This is a genomic window from Clostridium felsineum DSM 794 (assembly GCF_002006355.2).
Classification (GTDB): Bacteria; Bacillota; Clostridia; order Clostridiales; family Clostridiaceae; genus Clostridium_S; species Clostridium_S felsineum.
Genome location: NZ_CP096980.1, coordinates 4,150,253 through 4,177,110, shown reverse-complemented (window position 1 = coordinate 4,177,110; position 26,858 = coordinate 4,150,253). Strand labels below are relative to the sequence as shown.

The 26,858-nt window shown below is 28.4% G+C and carries 22 protein-coding genes; 15 read left to right on the top strand and 7 right to left on the bottom strand.

Annotated features, from left to right (window positions below):
- The first annotated feature begins 312 nt into the window (after positions 1–312).
- The 7 genes from CLFE_RS19470 to CLFE_RS19440 all read left to right on the top strand — a co-directional run bounded on the left by CLFE_RS19470 (position 313) and on the right by CLFE_RS19440 (position 6,256).
- Positions 313–1,467 carry a MalY/PatB family protein gene (locus tag CLFE_RS19470; RefSeq protein WP_077894523.1) on the top strand — a complete coding sequence of 385 codons (1,155 nt, stop codon included), beginning with the start codon at positions 313–315 and terminating at the stop codon, positions 1,465–1,467.
- A 5-nt stretch (positions 1,468–1,472) separates the two neighbouring features.
- Positions 1,473–2,081, top strand: a complete 609-nt coding sequence (locus CLFE_RS19465) for a DNA-3-methyladenine glycosylase (protein WP_077894524.1) — start codon at positions 1,473–1,475, stop codon at positions 2,079–2,081.
- Positions 2,082–2,229: 148 nt separating this feature from the next.
- Positions 2,230–2,592, top strand: a complete 363-nt coding sequence (locus CLFE_RS19460) for a DUF6483 family protein (protein ID WP_077851376.1) — start codon at positions 2,230–2,232, stop codon at positions 2,590–2,592.
- Positions 2,593–2,639: 47 nt separating this feature from the next.
- On the top strand, positions 2,640–3,305 hold the full coding sequence (locus CLFE_RS19455) for a CatA-like O-acetyltransferase (RefSeq protein WP_077894525.1): 666 nt from the start codon (positions 2,640–2,642) through the stop codon (positions 3,303–3,305).
- Positions 3,306–3,395: 90 nt separating this feature from the next.
- Complete coding sequence (locus tag CLFE_RS19450) at positions 3,396–4,466, top strand: mannose-1-phosphate guanylyltransferase (RefSeq protein WP_077835677.1); 1,071 nt, start codon at positions 3,396–3,398, stop codon at positions 4,464–4,466.
- A 190-nt stretch (positions 4,467–4,656) separates the two neighbouring features.
- The gene (gene budA / locus CLFE_RS19445; protein ID WP_077894526.1) at positions 4,657–5,373 is read left to right on the top strand and encodes an acetolactate decarboxylase; all 717 of its coding nucleotides are present in this window, start codon (positions 4,657–4,659) and stop codon (positions 5,371–5,373) included.
- A 271-nt stretch (positions 5,374–5,644) separates the two neighbouring features.
- On the top strand, positions 5,645–6,256 hold the full coding sequence (locus CLFE_RS19440; protein WP_077894527.1) for a sugar O-acetyltransferase: 612 nt from the start codon (positions 5,645–5,647) through the stop codon (positions 6,254–6,256).
- A 64-nt stretch (positions 6,257–6,320) separates the two neighbouring features.
- Here CLFE_RS19440 and CLFE_RS19435 read toward each other — a convergent pair whose 3' ends face one another.
- Both CLFE_RS19435 and CLFE_RS19430 read right to left on the bottom strand, forming a co-directional pair.
- A complete protein-coding gene (locus CLFE_RS19435; protein ID WP_077894528.1) occupies positions 6,321–8,504 on the bottom strand; it encodes an Ig-like domain-containing protein in 2,184 nt (727 codons plus the stop codon).
- A 144-nt stretch (positions 8,505–8,648) separates the two neighbouring features.
- Entirely contained in the window at positions 8,649–10,550 is a 1,902-nt protein-coding gene (locus CLFE_RS19430) for an ABC-F family ATP-binding cassette domain-containing protein (RefSeq protein WP_077894529.1), read from the bottom strand.
- Between the two features lie 346 nt (positions 10,551–10,896).
- On the opposite strand from CLFE_RS19430, the gene CLFE_RS19425 reads away from it, so the two are divergent.
- The 4 genes from CLFE_RS19425 (at position 10,897) to CLFE_RS19410 (ending at position 15,623) form a co-directional block, all read left to right on the top strand.
- A complete protein-coding gene (locus CLFE_RS19425) occupies positions 10,897–12,489 on the top strand; it encodes a DEAD/DEAH box helicase (RefSeq protein ID WP_077894530.1) in 1,593 nt (530 codons plus the stop codon).
- A 105-nt stretch (positions 12,490–12,594) separates the two neighbouring features.
- Positions 12,595–13,476 (top strand): delta-lactam-biosynthetic de-N-acetylase, encoded by an 882-nt coding sequence (gene pdaA, locus CLFE_RS19420; protein ID WP_077834266.1) that lies wholly within the window; start codon positions 12,595–12,597, stop codon positions 13,474–13,476.
- Between the two features lie 148 nt (positions 13,477–13,624).
- Entirely contained in the window at positions 13,625–14,179 is a 555-nt protein-coding gene (locus CLFE_RS19415; RefSeq protein ID WP_077894531.1) for an RNA polymerase sigma factor, read from the top strand.
- Complete coding sequence (locus tag CLFE_RS19410; RefSeq protein ID WP_077894532.1) at positions 14,139–15,623, top strand: DUF4179 domain-containing protein; 1,485 nt, start codon at positions 14,139–14,141, stop codon at positions 15,621–15,623. The genes CLFE_RS19415 and CLFE_RS19410 overlap by 41 nt, the downstream gene beginning before the upstream one ends.
- 271 nt (positions 15,624–15,894) lie before the next feature.
- On the opposite strand, the gene CLFE_RS19405 is transcribed toward CLFE_RS19410, so the two are convergent.
- A complete protein-coding gene (locus tag CLFE_RS19405) occupies positions 15,895–16,296 on the bottom strand; it encodes a CBS domain-containing protein (RefSeq protein ID WP_077894533.1) in 402 nt (133 codons plus the stop codon).
- Positions 16,297–16,709: 413 nt separating this feature from the next.
- Between CLFE_RS19405 and abc-f the strand changes: the two genes are divergently transcribed.
- Both abc-f and CLFE_RS19395 read left to right on the top strand, forming a co-directional pair.
- A complete protein-coding gene (abc-f, locus tag CLFE_RS19400) occupies positions 16,710–18,293 on the top strand; it encodes a ribosomal protection-like ABC-F family protein (RefSeq protein WP_077894534.1) in 1,584 nt (527 codons plus the stop codon).
- A gap of 119 nt (positions 18,294–18,412) precedes the next feature.
- Entirely contained in the window at positions 18,413–21,343 is a 2,931-nt protein-coding gene (locus CLFE_RS19395; RefSeq protein WP_077894535.1) for an insulinase family protein, read from the top strand.
- A gap of 43 nt (positions 21,344–21,386) precedes the next feature.
- Here the strand turns inward: CLFE_RS19395 and CLFE_RS19390 are convergent, their stop codons facing one another.
- The 3 genes from CLFE_RS19390 to CLFE_RS19380 all read right to left on the bottom strand — a co-directional run bounded on the left by CLFE_RS19390 (position 21,387) and on the right by CLFE_RS19380 (position 23,864).
- Positions 21,387–22,757, bottom strand: coding sequence for a DUF5808 domain-containing protein (locus CLFE_RS19390; protein ID WP_077894536.1), 1,371 nt, complete (start codon positions 22,755–22,757; stop codon positions 21,387–21,389).
- 31 nt (positions 22,758–22,788) lie between these two features.
- Positions 22,789–23,205 (bottom strand): GntR family transcriptional regulator, encoded by a 417-nt coding sequence (locus CLFE_RS19385; RefSeq protein WP_077894537.1) that lies wholly within the window; start codon positions 23,203–23,205, stop codon positions 22,789–22,791.
- Positions 23,206–23,309: 104 nt separating this feature from the next.
- Positions 23,310–23,864, bottom strand: a complete 555-nt coding sequence (locus CLFE_RS19380) for a TetR/AcrR family transcriptional regulator (RefSeq protein WP_077894538.1) — start codon at positions 23,862–23,864, stop codon at positions 23,310–23,312.
- 160 nt (positions 23,865–24,024) lie between these two features.
- Here CLFE_RS19380 and CLFE_RS19375 point away from each other — a divergent pair, with 160 nt between their 5' ends.
- Both CLFE_RS19375 and CLFE_RS19370 read left to right on the top strand, forming a co-directional pair.
- Complete coding sequence (locus tag CLFE_RS19375) at positions 24,025–24,657, top strand: GNAT family N-acetyltransferase (RefSeq protein WP_242951678.1); 633 nt, start codon at positions 24,025–24,027, stop codon at positions 24,655–24,657.
- Positions 24,658–24,872: 215 nt separating this feature from the next.
- Positions 24,873–26,111 (top strand): NAD(P)-dependent oxidoreductase, encoded by a 1,239-nt coding sequence (locus tag CLFE_RS19370; protein WP_077894539.1) that lies wholly within the window; start codon positions 24,873–24,875, stop codon positions 26,109–26,111.
- 102 nt (positions 26,112–26,213) lie between these two features.
- Here CLFE_RS19370 and CLFE_RS19365 read toward each other — a convergent pair whose 3' ends face one another.
- Positions 26,214–26,567, bottom strand: coding sequence for a hypothetical protein (locus tag CLFE_RS19365; RefSeq protein WP_077894540.1), 354 nt, complete (start codon positions 26,565–26,567; stop codon positions 26,214–26,216).
- Positions 26,568–26,858 lie beyond the last annotated feature (291 nt).

Here is a 26,858-nt window from a genome sequence, read left to right as displayed (position 1 = left end):
TATTGATAAAAATTTATGGAATTAACGGCTTCTAAGCTATGTTCGTTTACAATTTCCTACCCATTTAAATGCATCGTCCTGATGCTTAAATGGCTTTGATCATCCTGATCAAAATTATAAGTCACATAGCAAAGAATCCATAAATTCCAACATATAATATCAATATATTTTAATCTTAAAAGGTAAGAAAAGGAAGTTTTATATAAGTGTGAAAAGAACACTTATATAAAACAAAACCTGTAAAAATTTATGGAATTAACGGATGATTTTCTTAAGGGGGAATCATCCTTATTTTAAATTGGAGGGGTTTCTTTGTATAATTTTGATAAATTAGTTGAAAGAAGAAATACAGCTTGTGCAAAATGGGATGAAAGACAGGATGTTTTGCCACTTTGGGTTGCAGATATGGATTTTGAGGTTGCACCAGAAATTTCAAAGGCTATAAGAAAAAGAGCAGAGCATGCTGTTTATGGGTATGTAAAAACAAGTGATGAATATTATAATTCCATAATAAATTGGGTTAAGAGAAGACATGGACTTGATATAAAAAAAGAATGGATAGTTTTTTCTGGAGGTATTGTTCCTGGAATAAATGTTATGATAAATGCGCTTACAGAACCTAATGATAAAGTTATAGTTCAAACACCAGTATATTATCCCTTCTATAGTGCAATTACTAATAATGAATGTAGTATTTTAAAAAACCCACTTAAACTTAAAAATGGGAAATATGAAATGGATTTTGATGATTTAAAAGAAAAGCTTAAAGATGAAAGAGTTAAAGTAATGATTTTATGTAGTCCTCATAATCCTACAGGAAGAGTATGGACAGAAAAAGAGCTTAAAGCTGTAGGAGAATTATGTAGAGAAAACAATGTTGTAGTAATATCAGATGAAATTCATTCGGATCTTGTATATAAGCCTAATAAGCATACTCCATTTTTAGATGTAGATGATGAATTTAAAAATAATTCAATAATGTGTATATCTCCAAGTAAGACTTTTAATCTTGCAGGACTTCAGGTATCGAGTCTTATAATACCAGATAAAGATATAAGAAAAAAAGTTATAAAAGCAATGGAAAGAAGTACAGCAGTATGGCCTAATGTTTTTGGGATGGAGGCATCTATAGCTGCTTATAATGAAAGTGAAGCTTGGTTAGAGGAGCTTATGGATTATTTAAAGAGTAATCTTAAATTTATGGAGGAATATATAAATTTAAATATTCCGGAAGTAGAATTAATAAGACCAGAGGGAACATATCTTGTATGGCTTGATTTTAGAAAGTTAAATATGTCAGTTAAACAGCTTAAGAGTTTTATGCTTAATAAGGCTAAGGTTTGGCTTGATGAGGGATATATATTTGGAGAAGAAGGAAATGGGTTTGAGAGAGTAAATATAGCATGCAGTAGAAGTACCTTAAAAGAAGCTTTAGATAGAATTAGTAATGCATTAAAAAGTAGGTGATATATTTGAAATTTTCTCGTGAATTTTATAGTAGAGATACAATAGTTCTGGCAAAAGAACTTTTAGGAAAGGTATTAGTACATGAAGTAGATGGAATAAAAACTTCTGGAAAAATAGTTGAAGTAGAAGCCTATAGGGGAATCAAAGATAAGGGAGCTCATGCCTATGGGGGTAGGAAAACAGCTAGACTTGAAGCTCTATACGGTGAAGCAGGGCATGCCTATGTATATTTTATATATGGTCTATATTACTGTATGAATGTGGTCGCAATGCAGGAAGGAATACCAGAAGGAGTTTTAATAAGGGCTATAGAGCCAGTAGAAGGAATAGAAGTTATGAGCGAAAGAAGATTTAAAAAGCCACTTAATGAGCTTTCAAAGTATCAGCTTAAAAATCTAACTAATGGTCCTTCGAAGCTCTGCAGTGCAATGGATATAGCGCGCGCACAAAACTTAATGGATTTGCTGGGAAATGAGCTTTATATTGAAGACGCAGAAAACGAAGACTTTGAGATAGTAGAGGCTAAAAGAGTTGGAATAGACTACGCAGAAGAAGCCAAGGATTATTTATGGAGATTTTATATAAAAGGTAATAATAATGTATCTGTAAAATAGGTATAAACTAAAAAATTGCTAGGGCACTTAGTCCTAGCAATTTTTTATTGTGTAAGTTTAAAATCATGCTACATATAAAGTAAAATGTTGAAAATGCATCCTTAAAAGTTTATTATATAGTTATATTTGGTAATAATGAGGTATTAAAATGGATGAAAAAGATTATATTTTAAGATTGATAAAGTCATGTACGCAACTTACAGTTAGTATTCTTTCAGGAAAAAATGTTATGGATTCTTTAGCACCGAAAGAGAAAAATAATATAACTATTTCTGAAGGAGAGCTTTTATCAATTATGATAAGTAAATATGTAAAAGAAAAGAAAATCAATGAAGCTGAAGATATGATATTTAGAGAAATTGAGGAATGTAAATCGGCAGATAATTTGGAAAGGGCATTAGCATTTTATAGAGAGTTGAGTAGTTGGACAGATAAAGAGCTTGAAGAATGTAACTTTTCAAAGAGGGAGATATTGGAAGGCATAGAAGATGTGAAAAAATTATATGAATGAATTTTTAAAAACTAAATTAGCATAAGCATAAAAGGAGATTAATTAGTATGAATACAGATTTTAATATTGTTGATATGGAAAAATGGCCGAGGAGAGAGTCATATATTTATTTTACAGAACACACATCACCTGTGACCTATGCCACTAATGTAACAATGGATATAACAATACTTATGAGGAACTTAAAAAGTAAAAAATTAAAATTCTATCCTGCATACCTTTATTTAATAACTAAAATTATAGGAAAACAGAAAGAATTTCTCATGGGGATTCAAAATGGAGTATTGGGATATTGGGATTGTAGAACACCCTTTTATCCAATATTTCATGAAGATGATAAAACCATGACCTTTCTTTGGACAGAGTATGATGAGAATTTTAAAGTTTTTTATGAAAGGTATATGTTGGATTTTGAAAAATATAAAAATGATCATGGAATCTTAACCTCGAAGGGAGCACCACCAATGAATAATTATATAATTTCATGTATCCCATGGTTTACTTTTAATAGTTTCTCAATGCATGTTGAAAATGCAAAACACTATTATTCTCCAATTGTTGAAGCTGGTAAATTTACCGAAAGAGAAGGAATAATTACTATGCCATTATCTATAACAGTTAATCATGCGACAGTGGATGGATACCATTTGAAGGTGTTTTTCGAAGAGTTGCAAAGAGAAATGAATTGTCCAGAAGAATGGATTGGTTATTAAAGTAGCAATACGCTGTAAAATGTTAATCACCACATACAATTGCGTATCATATTATAAAATGATAAGCAATAAGTAAATGTGGTGTTTTTTTTGTTATATGCACTTGTACTTGCAGGAGGCAAGGGAACAAGATTGTATCCACTTTCAAGGAAGGAAAGACCTAAGCAATTTATCAAGTTTATTCATAATAAAAGCTTTTTAAGAAATACCGTAGATAGAATTAAGAATTTAGTTGATAAAGATAATATATATGTTGTGACCAATGAAAGATATATAAAAAAAATACAAGAAGAGCTTCCTGAAATAAGCCGCAGTAATATATTTACAGAGCCTGAAAACAAGGAGACTGCCACATGCATAGGACTTTCGGCAGTTAAGCTTTTAAAAAAAGATAGTGATGCGACTATGATAGTTCTTCCTTCAGATCATTATATTGAAAATGAGAAGGAATTTATAGATACCCTAAGACAAGGAATTGAAGTGGTAGAAAGAAAAAGATGTCTTGTAACAATGGGCATAGTGCCTAATAGACCGGAAACAGGGTATGGATATATTCAAATGGGTGATAAAATAACTAATTATGAATCAATATATAAAGTAGAACGTTTTCTTGAGAAGCCTAATATAGAAGTAGCAAAAGATCTTTTAAGTAAAGGAAATTATCTTTTTAATAGTGGCATGTTTGTATGGAGAGCAGATACCTATCTTAGGGAAATGAATAAGTATTTACCTAAAATGTATAAAGCTATGATGGAGATATATGAGGATATAGGTACAAATAAGGAAGAAGAAACTATAAATGAAAAATATAAAATGATAGAAGGTATATCTGTAGATTTTGGAATAATGCAAAAAACTCGTAAAGCATATGTTGTGAAAGCTAATTTTGATTGGGATGATTTAGGAAACTTTTCATCTCTATCAAAATTTCTTAGAAGCTATGATGGTGGTAATAATATAAGTGAAAATGTATTTTTAGAAGATACGGAGAATTGTTCAGTATTTGGAGATAAAAATTTAATAATATGCTTTGGTGTTAAGGATTTGATAGTGGTAGATGCTGGAAATGTGGTTTTGATAATGGATAAAAATCGAGATCAAGAATTAAAACATTTGGTGGAAGAATTAAAAAACAAAAAAGATGTGGAAGACTATCTTTAAATTGCACAGAGAAAAACTTAATTTAGTATGAAAGTAGAAAGTGTATAGGTATTCTATTATTTTCTACTTTTCTTAGTTTTGTTAAATTAAAAATCTCTAAAGGTTAAATATTAAAAATTGCAAAAATACTGATTAAGTGTTATTGTTTTTAATTGTGGGGGCTATCATAACTTGGTTGAGGTGAAGAAAAATGATAGAAGATAGAGTGCCTAATCATATATATCAAATGTCTACAATAAATGCTCTTGTTTCAGGTCTTTATGATGGGTGTGCATCACTAAAAAAGCTTTTAACAAAAGGGGATTTTGGATTGGGTACATTTGAAGATTTGGATGGAGAGCTTACGCTTTTAAATGGTGAATTCTATAGGACTAGACCTGATGGAAGTATTTGCAAATGTTTAGAAGGAGAATCAGTTCCTTTTGCAGTAGTAACTAAACTTGAAAATTATAATGAATATGAAATTGACAGTTGTAATTCCTATGATGAGTTAAAGAAAAGTTTAGATGGCTTTATAGATAGTAAGAATATATTTTATGCCTTTTACATACAAGGAGAGTTTAATTATGTAAAGACTAGAACAGTTGTGAAGCAATGTAGACCCTATAGGCCTATGACAGAGGTTGTACGTGATCAACCCATCTTTAATTATGAAAATATTGAGGGATATATAATTGGTTTTAGATGTCCGTCTTATGTAGAGGGGCTTAATGTTCCGGGATATCACTTTCACTTTTTAAGCAAGGATAAGAAATTGGGTGGGCATGTCAGTGAGGTTTCTGTAAAAAAGGCAAAGGTCCTTGTTCAAAATTGTTTGTGTTTTAGAATGGAATTACCTCAAAGTGAAGATTTTTATAGCATGAAGGTCAAAAATAGAAATGACGAAATAAGTGAAGTAGAAAGATAAATAATATAAAATCAATATCAAGTCTAACATGAAATTTAATTTCTTTTATGTTAGACTTTTATTTTTGATTTTTTAGAAGTGCCCATGATCATATATAATGTGGGGTTGGATGTCATACAAAGCTTTATGATAATGAAAAACTTGTCTTTGATATGATTAAGCATATAAAGGATTGTTGCTATAAACGACAATATAAAGTGGTATAATTAGTATAAACCGTTTTCATTTGCAACGTCAGGTAAGTTCAAGAAAGTAAGGGGAGTGTTGTGTCATGAATCAAAAAGAAAGAATGTTAGCTAATTTACCATATAAAGCGTATTTAGATGGGCTTAGTGAAGAAAGAGTAAAAAATAAAGTGAAAATATATGAGTATAATTTACTTCGTCCCGATGAATTGAATAAAATTAAGGAATCAATTAAAGATATTTTAGGAAAAACTGGTGAAGAGATTTCTATAGAACAACCATTTCATTGTGACTATGGTAAGAATATTGAAGTAGGTAATAATTTTTTTGCTAATTATAATTGTACAATATTGGATGTGGGAAAAGTGATAATAGGCGAGAATGTAATGTTTGCACCTAATGTGTCAATTTATACAGCTGGACATCCAATTCATCCTGAGTCAAGAAATTCTGGATATGAGTATGGTATTGATGTGATAATTGGAGATAATGTATGGGTAGGAGGAAGTGTTGTAATAAATCCAGGTGTTAAAATAGGAAACAATGTTGTGATTGGTTCAGGAAGCGTTGTAACAAAAGATATTCCAGACAATGTTATAGCTGTAGGAAATCCATGTAAAGTTATTCGTGAAATTACAGAAGAAGATCGCAAATATTATTATAAAAATAGAAAATTTGATGTTGATGATTACAAGTAATATATAAATAGAAATGTATTAAAAATATAACTGAAAGCTAGGCTTCCAGTTATATTTTTACTCTTTAATTAAATATTTGAGCACAGCGATTATAGTATATTTGTCTATCACTTAAACCATTATATCCACCATTTACCTTATGAGTAATGACTTCAACAGAAGCTCCTGAATCGCAAAGATCATTCATCCTGTTTGAATACCACCAAAAACCTGCACTTAACCAAGGATAATTTTGAGCAACATAATCACAACCAGTCATAACATTTTGATCACCAATATAATTTGCAAAAGCTTGATAATTTGCTCTTCCGGTTAATTGAATATATCCAGCACCTTTATATTTAGGACCATCGCCTGGATATATGTTCCCAAGATCACGTCTTCCTTCGTATTGTGTTCCGCTTGCAAGTTCCTTAGTGTAGATTCCACACCCAGATTCATAACTACATTGACTTATAAAATGCCTCAATCTTTGAGTTGTAGTTATATTGAATTTTTTTAGACAATTATTTAAATCTGATAGCATGTTATTTGTAACATTAGACCAACCAATTCTTCTAAGCTGGTCAGCAGTAACATAAAAGCTATCTGAAGAAAATAATTTACTCCAGGTATTTGTGCCTACAATTCCATCAGGAGAAAGTCCATGTGCTGATTGAAATTTAATTATAGCATTTTTGGTATTTTGGCCAAACCATCCATCGGCGTTACCTGAACTATAACCTAATTGATTCAATTTTTCTTGAACTTCTTTTACGTCATCCCCATGCATCATAGGATTGGTGTACTGTAATAATCTTGAGTAAGGTATATTGTTTCCACTATTATTACCAGCTATTTGTATATTAGAAATTTTCTCAACAACATTACCATCATTACCAATAGCTTGTATTTTTACTGTATGATTTCCCACAGCAAAAGCGTTCTTACTCAGTATGCTTAAAAATCCAGCGTTTACGTTGTGAGGATAACTAGGATAAGCATTTGTCACATCATTTCGTGATATAGAAAGCTGTGCATTAACAATATAATTGCTATCTACAAATACTTTAACTTCTCTAATTCCAGAAGAATTTAAAGCCCAACCTTGAATGACAAGATTATCAGTTAAAGTTGAATTATTTGCAGGAGTATCAAGAGCCATTATAGGTGCTCTATAGTTTAAGTTAAAATTAGAAGTTTTTTCAGTAACATCACCATCATTACCGATAGCTTGTACTTTTACTGTATGATTTCCTTGAGTAAAAGCATTCTTACTCAGTATACTTAAAAATCCTGCATTCACGTTGTGTGGATAGCCAGGATATGCGTTTGTCACATCATTTCGCGATATAGAAAGCTGCGCATTAACAATATAATTACCATCTACAAATACTTTAACTTCTCTAATTCCAGAAGAATTTAAAGCCCAACCTTGAATAACAAGATTATCAGTTAAAGTTGAATTATTTGCAGGAGTATCAAGAGCCATTATAGGTGCTCTATAGTTTAAGTTAAAATTAGAGGTTTTTTCAGTAACATCACCATCATTACCGATAGCTTGTACTTTCACTGTATGATTTCCTTGAGTAAAAGCATTCTTACTCAGTATACTTAAAAATCCTGCATTCACGTTGTGTGGATAGCCGGGATATGCGTTTGTTACATCATTTCGCGATATAGAAAGCTGCGCATTAACAATATAATTACCATCTACAAATACTTTAACTTCTCTAATTCCAGAAGAATTTAAAGCCCAACCTTGAATAACAAGATTGTCAGTTAAAGTTGAATTATTTGCAGGGGTATCAAGAGCCATTATAGGTGCTCTATAGTTTAAGTTGAAGTTGGAAGTCTTTTCTTCAACAAGACCATCATTACCAGTAGCTTGTACCTTTACAGTATGTGTTCCTACAGTAAAAGCATTTTTACTTAGTATACTCAAAAATCCTGAATTTTTATTATTAGGATAACCAGGATATACTCTAGCTACATCATTCCTCAATATCCCAAGCTGCGCATTAACAATGTAATTACCATCTACAAATACTTTGACTTCCTTTATTCCAGATGAATTTAAAGCCCAGCCTTGTATAACAAGATTATCATTTATAGTAGAACCGTTTGCCGGAGTATCCAATGCCATTATGTGCCGGCTGCTACCATTTACATCATTATTTTTTGCATAAACTTTATTATTTCCTAATAAAAATAAAGTTCCTATAACAAACAATATTATAAGGATACATTTATTTTTATTTTCTCTCATTTAATTCCCCCTTTCCCATCTCTATTATACCAAATTTAATAAAAAAGTGGAAAAAATTAAAATAAAAAATAAAATATTTAAAATATAAATAAAAAAAGCAACTTTCTAAAATAATTTACTTATTTAGAAAAAAGTTGCTTTTAATTAGTTATTTTTAATTTTTTCAGCTAATTCATTTAAATATTCCCATCTATCGTATAAATGTTGAAGATTTTCTTCTACATTCTTTTTTTCAACCATAAGGTCTTCTAAAAGCATATAATCGCTTCCAGCAGAATTAATTTTATCTTCAATTGAATTTAATTTGTTTTCAGTTTCTTCTATCAATGAGTCTATTTTTTCATATTCCATTTTTTCTTTGAATGAAAATTTTAACTTTGATGATTTAGCTTTTTCAGGTTTTGTTTGTTTGTTTTTTGTAGAATTAATAGATCTTACTTCTACTTCTTCTGATTTTATTTTATCTAGATAATCTGAATAATTTCCAGTATTATAATCTATAATTCCATTTCCCTTGAAGATTAATAGTTTATTTGCAAGTTTATCAAGAAAATATCTATCATGGGATACCGTTATTATTGTACCTTCAAAATCTTGGAGATAGTCTTCTAGTATAGTTAAAGTTTGTATATCAAGATCGTTGGTAGGCTCATCTAAAATAAGAACGTTTGGCGCTTCCATTAGTATTCTAAGCAGGTATAGACGCTTTCTTTCACCACCAGACAATTTTGCTATAGGTGTCCACTGCATTTCAGGGGAAAATAAAAATTTTTCTAGCATTTTTGAGGCACTTATAAGTTCATCATTTGAATCTCTTATAAATTCTGCACCTTCTTTGATGTATTCAATTACTCTAAGTTTTTCGTCCATATTTGAAATTTCTTGAGAGAAATAACCAAGTTTAACCGTTGCTCCTAAATCAATTGTTCCACTATCAGGAGAAGTTTTACCTGATATCATATTTAAAAGTGTGGATTTTCCAATACCATTAGCACCTACAATACCAAGCCTATCACCTTTTGAAAAAATAAAGCTGAAATTGTCTATGATTTTACTGTCATTAAAGGATTTATTGATATCTTTTATTTCGATTACCTTTTTTCCAAGTCTTGATCCAGCTGTTGAAATATCTATTTTATCTTCAATTATTTCATCTTTCTCATTGCTTAGTTTGTCAAACCTTTGAATTCTTGCTTTTTGTTTTGTTGACCTAGCTTTTGCGCCTCGTCTAATCCAAGCAAGTTCTCGTCTAAGTAGGTTATCTTTTTTTTGCTTGGAGGATAATGCAATTTGTTCCCTTTCTAATTTTTTTTCAAGGTATAAACTGTAGTTACCTATATAGGCATAGAGGTCACCTGCGTGTATTTCAAATATTTTGTTTGAAATTCTATCAAGGAAATATCTATCATGAGTAATCATAAAAACAGCACTTTTAGTAGAACTTAAGTATTGTTCAAGCCATTCTATAGTTTCATTATCTAAATGATTTGTCGGTTCATCTAAAACTAGTAAATTTGAAGGAGTTATAAGTGTTTCGGCAAGAGCAACACGTTTTTTTTGACCACCTGATAAAGTTTTTATTTTTGCATTAAAATTTTTTATACCTAATTTAGTAAGTATGGTTTTTGCACTACTCTCCATATTCCATAAATTTAAGGCGTCCATTTGCATGGTTAGTTTTAGAAGTTGTTCTTGTATATTTTTATCTTCAGGGTGATTTGAAGAGCTTTCAAGAGAAGTTTCATAATCTCGAAGGAGCTTCATTTCCTTAGAATTTCCTTTGAAAATTTGCTCTAATATAGTAGCATCATCATGAAAATCCTCGTTTTGAGAAAGATAGCTCATAGATAAATTATTTGAAGTTATTATATTTCCGCTGTCATAATCCTCTAGGTTGCATAAAACCTTGAGTAAAGTTGATTTTCCAGTACCATTAATACCAATAAGACCTATTTTTTCGCCTTCGTTTATACTAAAAGAGATTTTATTTAAAAGAGTTTTTTCGCCATAACTCTTTGATATATTTTCTAAAGTTATTAAGTTCATAATTAAAATCCTTTCTTATTTAATATGTAAGAATTTGTTTTACATATAGTAGTAGATGTTATATTATTTATAAATTATAACATGGCTTAATAAAAAATAGCTATAAGGATATTGTACCACTTAAGTAAGACTTAAAAATAAGTTTAAGATTAAACGTATACTTAGGTTGCTTATTAACGTACGGTATGATAAGATTGTTAATGGTAATTTACTTTGGGATTTTACTGATGCATGAAATTATTAATTTGGGCAATACTAAAACTATAGTTTGATTTTAGTGGCTGTTGATGCGTCAACAGCTTTTTTTTAGAGCGAAAAGTGTATGATATGAGGAAGGAAAGATTTAATGGAAAATAAAAAATTTACCGATTTAAAGTTAAACAGCAGCGTTTTGAAGGCAATAGATGATATGGGATTTGAGGAACCATCTAATATACAGGCGGAAGCTATTCCGGTTGTTATAGATGGATATGATATGATAGGTCAGGCTCAAACAGGAACGGGAAAAACAGTTGCATTTGGAGCACCAATAATAAGTAAAATAAAAGATATCAATGAAAGAGAAGGAGTTCAAGCAATAATATTAACACCTACAAGAGAACTCGCTATTCAAATAACTGATGAATTAACAAGATTATCAAAGTATGCAAGAGTTAGAATATTACCAATATATGGTGGTCAATCAATAGAAAGACAAATGAGAGCTATTAAAAGAGGAGTAGATGTTATAGTTGCAACTCCTGGAAGAATAATGGATCACATAAAAAGAAAAACAGTAAGATTGGATAAAGTTAAGTTTTTAGTCCTTGATGAAGCAGATGAAATGCTTGATATGGGATTTATAGATGATATAGAGGGAATAATAAAGAATATAAGTGGTGATAGGCAAACAATGCTATTCTCAGCTACAATGCCAGCTCCAATAAAAAAATTAGCTTCTAATTATATGAAAAAGGAAGTTAAGCATATAGCAATAATAAAAAATTCTTTAACAGTTGAAAGAATACAACAATTCTATTTTGAAGTAAAAAATAAAGATAAGTTTGAAGCATTATGTAGGGTAATAGATGTTGAAGAACCAGGAATTACTATTATATTTTGTAGGACAAAAAGAGGCGTAGATGAGTTAGTTGAATCAATGCAATTTAGAGGCTATAATGTTGAGGGAATGCATGGTGATATGAGCCAAAATCAAAGAATAAATACTCTTAAAAAGTTCAAGGAAAATAATATTGACTTTTTAGTGGCAACAGATGTAGCTGCAAGAGGTATAGATGTACATAATGTATCACATGTAATAAATTATGATATACCTCAAGATATGGAGTCATATGTTCATAGAATAGGAAGAACTGGAAGAGCAAATGCAGAGGGAATAGCATATTCATTAGTAACACCAAGAGAATATGTTATGATTAAGCAAATTGAAAAGTTTACAAAGAGTAAGATAAGAAGAAAAGAAATACCTACAATAGATGATATATTTGAAACTAAATATAATAGCTTAACAGACAAAATAAGAACTAATATTGAAAAAAATGACTTTAATAAGTATATTCCGTTTGTGCAAAAGCTTGATGATGAATTTAATTTAGTAGATGTATCAGCAGCTTTAGTTAAAATGATCTTCGATAAAGAAATGGGTTTTGATTATTCAGGTAATGATAATGATAAACTTAAAAATGATGAAAGTGTTAGATTATTCTTTAGTGCAGGAAGAAAAGATAAATTATCAGTTAAAAAACTTCTTGAATTTATAGATAAATCATCAGGTGTTGAAGGAAACGAAATAGGTGATATAGATATACTTGATAAATTCACTTTTGTTGATGTTCCAGATAGATTGAAGGACGTTATAATAAAAAATTGTAGTGGCAAGAAATTGAGTGGAAGAAAAATAAGTATAGAAGTAGCTAAGTCAAAAAAGAAATCTAAATAAAAATGAAAAAAACATTTTAGGATAGTAAATCCTAAGGTGTTTTTTTTTACTTAATATATATTTTAAAAAATAGAACATAATAAAATTGAAAAGGGAGTGTTACAGTTGAAGAAAAAAGTTATTTTGATTTTAATTGTAATATTAGTAAGTATGGTGGTATTACCTAATAGAGTTATAGCCGCACCTGTTATGCAAGAGAATACTAGCTTTGAAACTCCACAAAAAGAAAAGTTCTTAGATAAAGTAAGAAACACTGTTTTAAATAGAAACTATAAAGGGTTTAATACGCAGCCTCATGAGTGGTACTATATGAATAAGGGAAAGAGTGAAGAACAAGGACCACCAAAAGAAACTTCGGATTATGTCCCTAAGTATAACTGCTACTATATTGGGGATAGTTCTAAAAAAATAATATATCTTACTTTTGATGAAGGATACGAAAAAGGATATACGCCTAAAATACTAGATGTTTTGAAAAAGCATAACGCAAAGGCAGCTTTTTTTGTAGTTAAACCATATATAGAATCAAGTCCTGAAATAGTAAAGAGAATGGAAAGAGAAGGCCATTATGTATGTAATCACACAGTAAACCATAAATCTATGCCAAGTATATATGATGAACAAAAATTCAAAAGTGAGTTAGATGGAGTCGAGAAGGAGTATAAAAAAGTTACAGGAAAAGAAATGCCCAAATATTTTAGACCACCAATGGGTAAGTATAGTGAATTATCGCTTTATTATACTAAGAAATTAGGTTATAAGACTATATTTTGGAGCTTTGCTTATGGAGATTGGGAAACAGGAAATCAACCTTCAAAAACAGAAGCAAAGAAAAAAATATTATCTAGAACTCATAATGGAACAGTGTTACTCTTACATGCTGTTTCAAAAACTAATGCTGATGTTTTAGATGAGCTTCTGACTCAGTGGGAAAAAGAAGGATATAAAATAGGAACATTAGATGAATTAGTTAAGTTTAAGCAATAGCATTTTTAAACTTTAAGTAAAGCTGTGCTGAAATAATTTTGGCGCAGCTTTATTTTATTACAACTTATATATTTGAAACTTTTTATATTACTTATTTATCTAACATATGTAAAATGAATGTGCTGCAGCATTTGAAAGAAGGTAAGAAATGGACGTAAAGATTTTAGTTAAAAAAAGTAAAAAGGGAGATATTTCCTCTTTCATGAAGCTTTTAAGGGAAAGAGAAGAATTTATTTATAAGATTTCTTTTACATATACTGAGAACTCTTATGATGCTGAGGATTGTATATCAGAAGCTGCTATAAAGGCCTTTGATAAAATTAAACAACTTAAGGATGATAATAAATTTTTTAGTTGGTATACTTCAATTCTTATAAATACTTGTAGAAAAAGCTTAAAGAGAAGGATAAATGCATCCACAGAAGAGGAATTAAATGAAATAAGAGATGTATTTTCCTATAATGCTATTGAAGATAAGATTATTATTGAGGGACTTTTAAATAAATTGAAAAAGGATGAAAGGGAGATATTAGTTCTAAGATATTTAAAAGATTACTCAATACAAGAAGTGGCAGATATAATGGACATACCTTTAAGTACTGCTAAAACTAGAATATATAGAACTTTGAATTTTTTAAGAGGTAAGAGTGGAGGGGTAAAAAATGAATACTATTATACCAGAAAATTTAATGGACAACGTTGAAAAGAGTTTAATAAATCATGTTAAGAACAAAGATAAAAAAAGGCATATGTATAAGGTTGTATCAGTGATAATTAGTTTTTTGGTGATTTTGCCAGCAGCAACATTTGCTTATTCAAATTATAATGATAATGTCTTATATAAACAGTCAATAGATTTGGCACGTAAAAATAATGATGTTACAAAAGTGAATAAAATCTTTAAATATAAAGGTGTATCCTTTAATATTAAGGAGATTGTTGCAGATACAACAGGTATAGAAGTTATTTATGAAGTATCAGATTCAAAGTATTCAATAAATAAGATTAGTTTCGGAGATAAAGACAATAAAAAATTTAATGCATTTGCCTATACGTATTCTGACTCAAATCCTAATAGTAAACAAAGATCTTTTTTTATTGGTCTAGATAGCAGTGAGGTAGAATATGTGAAAAATAATCCAGTTAGCATAGACATTGAATCAATTAAAAATGAAGGTACAAATACTTCTAAAGGTATGGTGGATAAAGTTAAAGATTTTGTCTATGGAAAAGATAAGGCAACAAAGCTGGAATGGGTATTAAAAACAAAGGTTTCTTTAAAAGAAACTAAAATAGTACCAGTAAATAAGGAGTACTCTTTAGATGTAGGTACTTTAAAGATTAATTCACTTAGAATAGGTTTGTTTACAACCAATTTTGATTATACATTTATTCCTAAAGATAAAGATATATCAATGGTAAATCCTATGTTTTCTATAAGATTAGGTAGAAATTATGTGGATGGTTCTATGGGGGAAAGTTATGGCCCTTTTGAAGGAATGATTAGTTCTAATAAGTCTTTTTCAGAGGTCAGAAATGGAGTAGGAGAAAATAGTGGTTTTTTTGGGACAAGGAGTTTTAAATCATTATATTATAAAAAACCAAGTCAGATAGGTATAAAATTAATTGCTTTAAATGTAGAATACAAAACTAATGATTCTAATAAAAGCTATAAAATAGATAAAAATAAACTTCCAATAGAAATTAGTTATAATGGTGAAAGCTTTAAAATAACACATATTAAAGAAAATAAAGATTCTATACAATATAATATAGAATACAGCAAAAATAATAGGATATATAATGAGGTTTTAACTAATATTTGTGAAGAAACTACGAATAAAAATATTTTCAATAATTATTCTGAAAGTCAATGTAAAAGTGATAAAGTTAAATTTGTAGATCAGATTTCTAGGGATGCCGTGTATAATTCGCTAGTTAAAAAAGTTCCTAATCTTAATGAAATTGAAAAGCATGTAGCAACTAGTGAAAAAGAGACTAATAGCTTTCAAAATGCTGTTATTTCAGCTCAAATAACTTTACATCATAAAAGAAATAATGGGCCAATGAGATTTGTAATTACAGGGGCTAATAAAAAACTAATTTATAATGTAGATGAATTGATTATAAATAATTATGGTAATTAAAAAAATTTGTGTTTAGTAAACTTAAGCATTTGTAAAATGTGGTGTAGGTGCACAGCAAGGTGAGCTTATAAAAAAATAATAAAAAAGGGAGTATATTTTTTTAAATGTACTCCCTTTTTTAGAGGAACTATAAAAATTTATTCAACAAGTAAAATGTATATATAATGTAAATGTATTTTCGCAATGTTATACAATTTAATGAAATCAACTTAGGTGTAGTAAGATGATTTTTAAGGTTCAAAATGAACATTATAGATACATTTTAAATGAGTTAAACAGCATAAGATTTTTCATAATTTAGTATGTCAGTTTTTTTAACTATTCCTATAAATTTGTTGCTGTCATCTGCAACTGGAAGAAAATCTGTATCATTCATAGATAAAGGAATATCCTCCACATTATAATTTATATTTATGGGATTATTTATCAAGTATTTAATTATATCTAAAATACCAACTTTATTAAAATCCTTAAAATGAAGTTGAGGCGAATTTTTTATTTTTCTAATAATATCTTCTTTGCTAATGAATCCAACATATTCCCCTTTGTCATTTAGGATTATAAGTTCATGACAATTATAATATTTCATTCTTTCAAATGCCTGTCTTAATGTAGAAGTTAATTTTGCGTACACAACTTGTGTTTTTGGTGTTATAAAAAACGCTATATTCATATTTATTAACCTCTTTTCTATTAATTACTATTACAATATTTATTATATAGCACATTTAGAAAAAAGTCCATAGCAAAATTGATGATTTGATAAAAAAAGTAAAGATAATTGATAAATTGTTAAAAGAAACTTGAGTTGACAACAAAAAAATAAAAATGTAAAATAAAAGTAAGTATTAATGAAAGGGTAAGGTATTAAAATAGTGCGAAAGTAATCTTTTTTAGAAGTTATCAAACAAAAGGATATATTCAGATATGTTTTTTTGTTGTGTTTAAAATTCTAGAGAGGATTATAAATTTAATAATTACCCATGCACTATAGCTGTATAGTTTTAATGGCTTAGCTATTTTGTAATATAATTAAGTAAATATTAGTTTGGATAGTTCTCTCTTATATTATTTAGGAGGGATTTTTTGTTATATTTAGAAATTAGAAATTTGAAAAAATGGTTTAAGGATAAGTTAATATTAAATATTGAAAATTTGAAGATTTATAGTGGAGATAAGATAGGAGTAGTAGGTGTTAATGGTGCTGGAAAAAGTACTTTTTTGAATATAATTTCAGAAAAAATTAAACCTGAAGAGGGTATATTAAAAGTAAGCACTAGCTATTCATATATAACACAGCTTAATGAAGAGTACTCAGATGATGAAGAGAAATTAAGTGGTGGGGAAAAAACAAAATTAAAAATAGAAAATTCTTTTAAAAAGAAAGCAAATATGTTAATAGCAGATGAACCAACAGCTAATCTTGATATAAATGCTGTAGTGAAATTAGAAAAGCAGCTTATTAATTTTAATGGAGCAATAATTTTAGTATCTCATGATAGAAAGCTTTTAGACAGAGTATGCAATAAAATAATTGAAATTGAAAATGGAAAGGTGACTGAATATAAGGGGAATTTTACTGAGTTTTATAAGCAAAAAAGTCTTGAAATGAAAAGAAAAGAAATTGAGTATATAAGTTACTTAAAGGAAAAGAAAAGACTTGAGGAAAGTATACAGAATATAGAGAATAAAACAAAGTCTATAAATAGAGCACCTAAAAGAATGGGAAATTCAGAAGCTAGACTGCATAAAATGGGAGGGCAAAAGGAAAAGGCAAGTCTAGATAGAAGAAGGAAATCTATAGAGACAAGAATTAAGCATTTAAATGTAAAGGAAAAACCTATTAAATTAGAAAGATCAAAAATAGATTTTGTGTATTCTAAAAAAATATATTCTAAAATAATTATAAAAGGAAACAATATAAATAAGAGGTTTGGTAAAAAAATAATATTAGAAAATGCAGATTTCAATATATTGAATGGATCAAAGGTTGCGCTTTTGGGAAGTAATGGATCAGGAAAAACAACACTTATTAAAATGATAATTAATTCTCAAACGGATATAGTTGTATCAGAAAATGCTCGTATAGGCTATTTTAGCCAAGAACTTGATTTGCTTTCAAAAGATAAAACTATATTAAATAATATAATGGAGAGTTCTGTCTACGATGAGAACTTTGTAAGACTTACACTAGCAAGATTATTATTTAAAAAGGAAGATGTATACAAAAAAGTTTCAGAACTAAGTGGAGGAGAGAGGGTAAAGGCTTCATTTGCAAAGATAATACTAAGTGAAAGTAATATGCTCATATTAGATGAACCCACAAATTATTTGGATATATATTCAATGAATGCATTAGAAGAAGTACTTAAAGATTATACTGGTACAATACTTTTTGTATCTCATGATAGAAAATTCGTTGAAAAAATTGCTGACTCTATAATAGTAATAAAAAATAATAAATTAGAGCAATTTAATGGAGTATATAGTGAGTATATAAAAAAGAAAAATGATAAAAAAGAAGATATAAGTAATAGGGATAAAAAAATAATTTTAGAAAATAAATTAGCAGAAATAGTTGGCAGAATATCAGCACCTTCTAAAAAGGATAATGTAGAAGAGTTAGACAAAGAATATAATAGTATTTTAGAAAAAATAAAAAAATTATAGAGTTTTTTTGGATATTTTATTAATTATAGTAAATATTCTTGTAATGTGAAGGTGAGTTACTTTATAATATGTATATATTGCCATAAGTTTCTTGCATTTAAATTAAGGAGTGATATTGAGTGAATTGTTTTAAAAAAGATAGCGTATATCATGGTTTTAAGTTTTTAAGAGAAGAAGATGTTAATGAAATAAATTCAAAAGCATTTATTTTTGAACATATAAAAAGTGGAGCAAAGCTTCTATATTTACAAAATGAAGATACAAATAAGGTTTTTTCAATTAGTTTTAGAACACCACCTAAGGATAGTACAGGAGTTTTTCATATATTAGAACATTCTGTTCTATGCGGATCAGACAAATATCCTGTTAAGGAGCCTTTTGTTGAACTTTTAAAAGGATCATTAAATACATTTTTGAATGCCATGACTTTTAGTGACAAAACAATGTATCCGGTTGCAAGCAAAAATGATAAGGATTTTTTAAATTTAATGGATGTATATCTTGATGCAGTTTTTCATCCTAATATATATAAATATGAAGAAATATTTCAGCAAGAAGGTTGGCATTATGAGTTAAACAATAAGGATGAAAATATTAGTTATAAGGGTGTTGTGTATAATGAAATGAAAGGTGCATTTTCTTCACCAGAGGGTGTACTTATGAGAAGAATTCAAAATTCACTTTTCCCAGATACAACTTATGGTTTTGAGTCGGGTGGAGATCCAGATGTTATACCTGATTTAACATATGAAGATTTCATAAATTCACATAAAAAATATTATAGCCCTAGTAACAGCTATATATATTTGTATGGAGATATGAATTTAGATGAAAAATTACAATACATTGATGAAAATTATTTGAAAAATTATGATAGAATAGACGTTGATTCTAAAATAGAGGTACAAAAACCCATTGGTAAATTAGTTGAGTCAGTATATGAATATCCAATACTTCAAGATGAAAATGAAAAGGATAAGACATATTTAAGTCTTAATTTTGTGGTAAGTACACCAACTGATAATGAGAAGTATCTAGCATTTGATATTCTTGAATATATTCTTCTTGAAAGTGAAGCAGCACCTCTTAAAAAAGCAATAATAAAAGCAGGTCTTGGAAAAGATGTTTTTGGACTTTATGATAATGGTATAAAGCAAACGTACTTTAGTGTGATAGCTAAAAATTCCAATGAAAGTCAAAAGGAAGAATTTAAAAAGTTAGTATTTGATACATTAGAAGATTTAGTGAAAAACGGAATAGATAAAAAGCTTATAGAAGCTGCAATAAATACAAGGGAATTTGAACTCAGAGAAGCTGATTACCATAGCTATCCTAGAGGACTTGGATATGGAATAAAAGTTATGGATAGTTGGCTTTATGATGCACAGCCGACTAATAATCTAAAATTTGAGGAAGCACTTAAAAATATAAAAAAGGCTCTTACAGAAAATTATTTTGAAAAACTTATTGAAGAGTATTTAATAAATTCAAATCATAGTAGCTTAGTAATTGTTAAGCCTTCAAAAACTGTAGAAGTAGAGAAGGGTAAAAAAATAAATGAAGAATTAATTAAATTAAAAGAGTCTATGAAGGAAGAGGATTTAAGCAAAATAATTTCAGATACTAAAAAATTAAAGGAAAGACAGACTACTGGTGATACAGAAGAAAATTTGAGAAAAATTCCAATGCTTTCTTTAGAAGATATTAATAAAGAAGTAGAGAAACTTCCGCTTGAAGAGAGAGAAGAAGATAAAATAAAAGTACTTTATCATGATGTTTTTACAAACAAAATACTATATTTAAAATTTTACTTTGATTCTCGAGTAATTAAGTATGATGATTTACCATACCTTGGACTTGTTGAAAATATACTGGGAAGAGTAGATACACAAAAGTATAAATATGAGGAATTGGCAAATGAAATAAATATTAAAACAGGAGATATAAGCTTTGAAAATGCTTTGTTTACAGCAAAGGATGATGACAAGGATTATACTACAAAATTTGTTTGTAAAACTAAAGTTATAATAGATAAAGTTCCAGATGCAATTAGTTTAATAAATGAAATAATGCATCATAGTTTATTTGACGATGAAAATAGGTTGAGAGAAATAATTCAAGAAATGAGATCCAGATTTGAAATGATTATAAATCAAAGTGGAAATTCCATATCATCCTTAAGACTTAAATCTTATTTCTCACCATCAGGAGAATATAGTGAAAGACTTAATGGAATTAGTTTTTACAAATTTATATGTAATTTAGATGAAAATTTTAGTGAGAAATTCAATGAAGTAAAGAAAAAATTAAAAGATATATGTGACGTGCTATTTAATAAGGATAAAGTTATAATAAGTGTAACAGGTAACAATGAGATTTATGATAAGTTTAAGGGAGAACTTTCAAAACTTGAACTTAAAAGTCTTGAAGTTCCTGAAAAACCAGAAGAGTACAATAAATTTGCTCAATCTATTAATGAAGGATTAATTACTTCAAGCAAAGTTCAATATGCTGCTAAAGGTTTTAATTTTAGAAGACTTGGATATGAGTATTCAGGAAAAATGAAGGTTCTTAATAGCATAATAAGCTTAAGCTATTTGTGGAATAATGTTAGAGTAATGGGAGGAGCTTATGGGTGTTCTTCTTATATACTAAGAAATGGAAATGTATTCTTTGTATCTTACAGAGATCCAAATTTAGCTGAGACTCTTAAAATATATGATGATGTGTATAAGTATATTGAAAATTTTGAAGTTGATGATTACGAAATGACTAAGAGTATACTAGGAACAATATCAACTATAGATAGACCACTTTTACCTAGTCAAATTGGAACAAAGTCAGATTCATATTATTTCAACAAATTAACTTATGAGGATATACAAAAGGAAAGAGACGAAATTTTAAGTACAAAGAAAGAAGACATTAAGGCTTATGCTAAGATGCTGAAAGAGGTTATGAGTAAAAACTATATATGTGTACTTGGAAATGATGCTAAAATAGCAGAAAACAAACAGATATTTGGAAAGCTTATAAATGTGTTTGAATAGAAAATAAATAAAGAAAAAATGTAGATGGATTTTGTTTATTCATCTACATTTTATTTTTTAATTTATTATATAATCTTAAAGTATCAGATTTGCTTTTATAATTGAAAAATACATAACTTCCATCCTTTAATTTGAAAACTATATAAGGAGGCTTGTTATTAAATACATAAACCATGGATGTACCATAATCATTTATATCATAGTGTCCTCTGGAATATGTATCTGTACCTATTCCATTGGTTTTAAAGCCATGAGGACTATCTTGTATTAATGATATTTTAAGAATATTTGATTTGTTAAAGCTTGTAGAGTACATAGAACAATTTATTTTTATTTCATTTTTATAAACATTAAGTGTAGGACTATATGAATCTTGAATGAAGCCTATGGTAAAAATAAAAATAATAATTCCAACTAAAAAGGCAGCTATAAAATACATAAAGGCTCTTGCTGATCTTTTGGCAAAGTTAAAGGTCATACCTATTCCAGCCCTTTTTTCAACTAAAAGAGAATTATCATTAGGGTTATAATAGATTAAACCGTATTTCCAATATTCATCATCGTCTACAATAACAGGTTTATCATCTTTACTTAGAAGATCTAATTTAAGTTTTCTAAATTTATTGTAGTAATATATGAACAGCAGAAGAATTAAAATAGGTGGAATTGTAGAACATGAAACTAATAAGATTGTATTATATAATTGTACATTAGAAATTATTACACTTAGCACTAGAACATTTAAACTATCTACATAGGAGAATATAATTATGGAGGCAGTTAAAATTCTTTGGCGTTCACAATTTAAAGCTACGTTTACGGTGCTATTTTCACTATATATTTTGGTTTTCAGCTTTTTAGTATAAAGATATATAAAAATAAGTATTACTTTTGTAGTTAAATCAACTATAGGGATTAGAATAAAAGTTGTTCTCACTATATAGAAACAAGGTAAGGTTATTAAAAATGAACCAATAAGCCAATATATTGATATAACTTTTTTGTTCTTTAAGCTTGAGGCCTTAGTATCTATTGTAACTTCATGAGTAGTACCAGAGAACCAACTATTTTCTTTTTTTAGTGATTTTATCTTTTTATGAATAATAATATATGGTTTTAATGCCCAATAAAATGTTACTATAAATGCCCATGTTAAAAGATATATAATATTGTAAGGGGGAAGCTTCAATAAAAATAAAATAGGAAGAAAAATTAAAATGCTTATTAAAAAGTATTTATGATATAAAGTCTTGTATTCATTTTTTGAATTTTGTATATATTTATTTTTTAATTGGTTATTTGGAAGTGTTACACCAAAAATTATATTTCCATTTTCATGTGAACATGCTGCAAATGAAATAATTTCACATAGTAGTACTATAACACCTACAATTAATATAATGATAGTTTCCATTATAAAATCCTCTCCTTAATAAAGCGAAAGTTTATATAGTATCAATATTTAAGGTTGGATTTATCAGCCCTTTGATACCGTTCATTTCATTGAATAATTTGTTACAGATGTTTATGAAATCAGTTTTACTTACACCTTTAAGCCCAGCTTCTGAAATAACTAGTGCTAGTTCTTCTTCTAGCTTTTCACGAAAATCAGTATTATTAGTAGTTAATACCTTAACTTTTGCACCATGTCTCCTATCTATAGATATAAAGCCTTCATTTTTTAATATTGTATATGCTTTATTGACGGTCATAGCATTTACACCAATATCTTCTGCTAGTTGTCGTACGGTTGGTAAATTTTCATCTGGTTCTAAGTCACCCAAACCTATACCCATTACAATTTGATTCCTAAGTTGAACGTAAATAGGAGTAGAACTATCAAAATTTAATTTGAAAATCATAAAAAACCCCCCTTTTGTATTACTTACATTAATACAAATAATACTAAATGTCAATAAAACTACCTTAAATTGAAAATTTTTTTGCAAAAAGAGATTAGGTTAAACTAAAATTTGGTTAGTATTTTCTGAAGCATAATAGAGATATCTTCCTTTGGTATTATCATTCCATTGTTTAACCAATGTTCTATAACTCCAACAACTCCGGAAACAATAAAATTAGCTTCAACTAAATCATAATCAATATTGTTATTTATAGGTCTAGAAAGTACTATACTTTCATGCAAAATCTTATCGAAGAAATAATTTTTTAGTTTAAAGAGCAGATTTCCTTTAAATTCAAGACGAATGAAAATTTCGAATATATTGCTATGCTCTGATATGTAGTCAATAATATTATTAATTAAGTCCATAAGATTTGTTTCATTAGCGTAGGGATTGGATTTTTCAAATAATTCACCAAGTTCAGTATATATTTCATTTTCAATAGTATTATATAAATCGTAAATATCTTTATAATGTAAGTAAAAAGTACCTCGTCCTAAATTTGCTGATATTGAAATTTGGGACACAGTTATTTTATTAAGAGATTTTTCTTTTAAAAGATTCAAGAAGGTTTCACGAATAGCCTGCTCTGTTTTTATAAATCTCCTATCTTTCATTCATAATTCCTCCTCAAACAATACAAATGTTTATTAAGTGTTCATTAATGGACAAAGTTAGGGTAATTGCCGATTGTATTTATATATGTATCAAAGTATAATGTACACGTATTAATTAGTCAACATGTGTTAAGAAAAGATATTATGAGGAGAAAATAGCATGATTTTTTATCGTAAAGTAAAAAAAGAAGACTTAAAAAAAGTGAGTAAGTTATATGCACAAGCTTTTAAAGAATATTGTTACTTAAAATGTACTATAGGAAATAATTTTAACAATGATGACAAATATTTACACTTTTTAGAGATGCTTTTTTTTATTAATATAAAGGCTTACATGAAAAAGCATATTTGTTTAGTTGGTATTTTAGATGGGAAAATTGTTTCATCTGCGGTATTAAAAAATCCTGATAGATCAGAAATTGGATTATTTGAGTATATATTTTCAGGAGGTATTAAATTACTTAAGGAAATTAGCTTATTAAATATTTTATCTTTCTTAAATTTTATGGACGATTCACAGAAAGCATTTAAAAGTATAAGAAGGCCTATATGGTATCTAGAAGCCTTAGCAGTTGATAAGTTATATCAAGGTAAAAAACTTGGGAGTAAAATGATAAATGATTGTGTTATACCATGTGTAATTGATCATGGAGGCAAAGAAATTTTTTTAATTACCAATTCTGAGATAAATCGTAAATTTTATAATCAAAATGGATTTGCAGAATTTAATGATGATGTTATACATTTTAAAAATATTAATATTAATAATTGGAGTTATTTTAAGAAGTTATAGAAAAGAAAATATTACATAGTGAGAGCCCTTGTATATAAATTTACAAGGGCTTTTAAATATTAATTTAGTTAATAGTAAATATCTTTTTCTAATAAATTCATATTTAGCCGCTTGCACAGTGTAATTTAATAATGGTATCATTAAAGTAAAGAAATTGTTATTAAAAAATGGCAATTGAATCGTATATATCTATAACGAAGGAGAGATATTAAAAAATGGACAACACTAAATTATTAATAGAAGAGGCAAATAGATGTTTATTATGTAAAAAACCTAACTGTAGAAAAAATTGCCCGATAGATACCCCAATACCAGAAATTATAAGTCTTTATAAAGATGGAGAAATTGTAAAAGCAGGAGAAATTTTATTTAACAATAACCCACTTTCAGTAGTATGTTCAATGGTTTGCACACACGAAGACCAATGTAAAGGAAATTGTGTAAGAGGAATAAAAGGAGAACCAATAAGATTTCATGATATAGAACATGAAATATCAGAAAAGTATTTAAACGAGACAAGCTTTAAAAATATAGAAAAAAATAAGGACAGAGTTGCAGTAATAGGAGGGGGACCAGCAGGAATAACAGTTGCTTTCATATTAGCAAACAGAGGATATAATGTAACTATATTTGAAGCTCACGATAGAATAGGAGGAGTACTTAGATATGGTATTCCAGAATATAGACTTCCAAAGAAATTAGTAGATACACTAGAGGAAAGATTAGTAGAGGTCGGAGTAAAAATAAGACCTAATACACTTATAGGACCAGTTATTACATTAGATAAGTTACTTGAAGATTCATATAAAGCAGTATTTATAGGGACAGGAGTATGGAATCCAAAGACCTTAGATGTAAAAGGAGAAACTTTAGGAAATGTACATTTCGCAATAGATTACTTAAAATCACCAAAAACATACAGATTGGGTGAAAAAGTAGCTGTAATAGGAGCAGGAAATGTAGCAATGGATGCAGCAAGAACAGCAAAGAGAAATGGAGCAGATGTAACGATATTATACAGAAAAAGCTTTAATGAAATGCCAGCATCTAAGCAGGAAATAGAGGAAACAAAAAAAGATGGAGTAGAATTTAAAATATTTAGAGCCCCAATTGAAGTAACAGAAGAAGGAGTTAAATTAGCACCAACTGAAAATATTACAGATGAAAATGGAAAAATAAGAACAAAAATAATAGAAGGAAAAGAAGAGTTCTTTGAGTGCGATTCAGTAATAGTAGCAGTAAGCCAAAATCCAAAAACAAATATAGTATCAAATACAACAGAATTGGATACTAATAGATGGGGATGTATAGTGACAGACGAGAATGGAACTACAACTAAAAAAGGAACTTTTGCCTGTGGAGATGTAGTTACAGGAGCAAAAACAGTAGTTGAAGCAGTAAGAGATGCTAAGAAAGTTGCAGAAACTATTGATGAATACTGTAAAAATAATTAGATGATTTAATATTGGTTGTATTTTTATAATGTTAAGTATTGAAATATTCCCCAGGATGATTTAAGGGGAGTATTTCATTTCTTATATGAAACTTTTTTAAAATTAAGCTAAACAGCTTATTGTTAAAAGAGGTAAAATAAAAGTGTTATCTTGTTGAAGAATAAATAAATTTGGAGTAGTTATATTTACTAGGTTCCAATTTGGTGGTGTATAATTAAGAGCTGCAAAGTAAGCAAGTGCACCTAAATTAGCATTATTAACTGTAACTCTTATATTAATTATCCAAGATTCAGTTCTATTAAAGCTATAAAACGTAGTTGCATTATTTGGATTTAAATTGAAGCTTGCATTGCCATTTTGGTTATTATTAGGAAGGCACCAGATTGAAGGATGAGGTGCTAATAACCAATCTTGGTTATGGGTACCTGAATTTTGAAATTTTATAAGATAAGGCATTTTATTATATCACCCTTAATGATAATTTGTTGATTAACAACATATAATATTATATGAATATATATTAATATATGTTACAGCCTGGTAAGTGAATATTATAGATTAGTTTTGTAGTTTGTATAATTGAAGAAATTGAAAGGAAAAATGTAGTGTTTTGTATTGTAAACCCTACATATAGGATGTAATGATTTTTTGTTATGTATCAGTAGTATTTTTTGTTTTATTTTTTGTTTCTTTTGTAAGTGAGAAAAGAAGGTTTAGAAACGCAGTATATTTATTGTGTGCTATTCT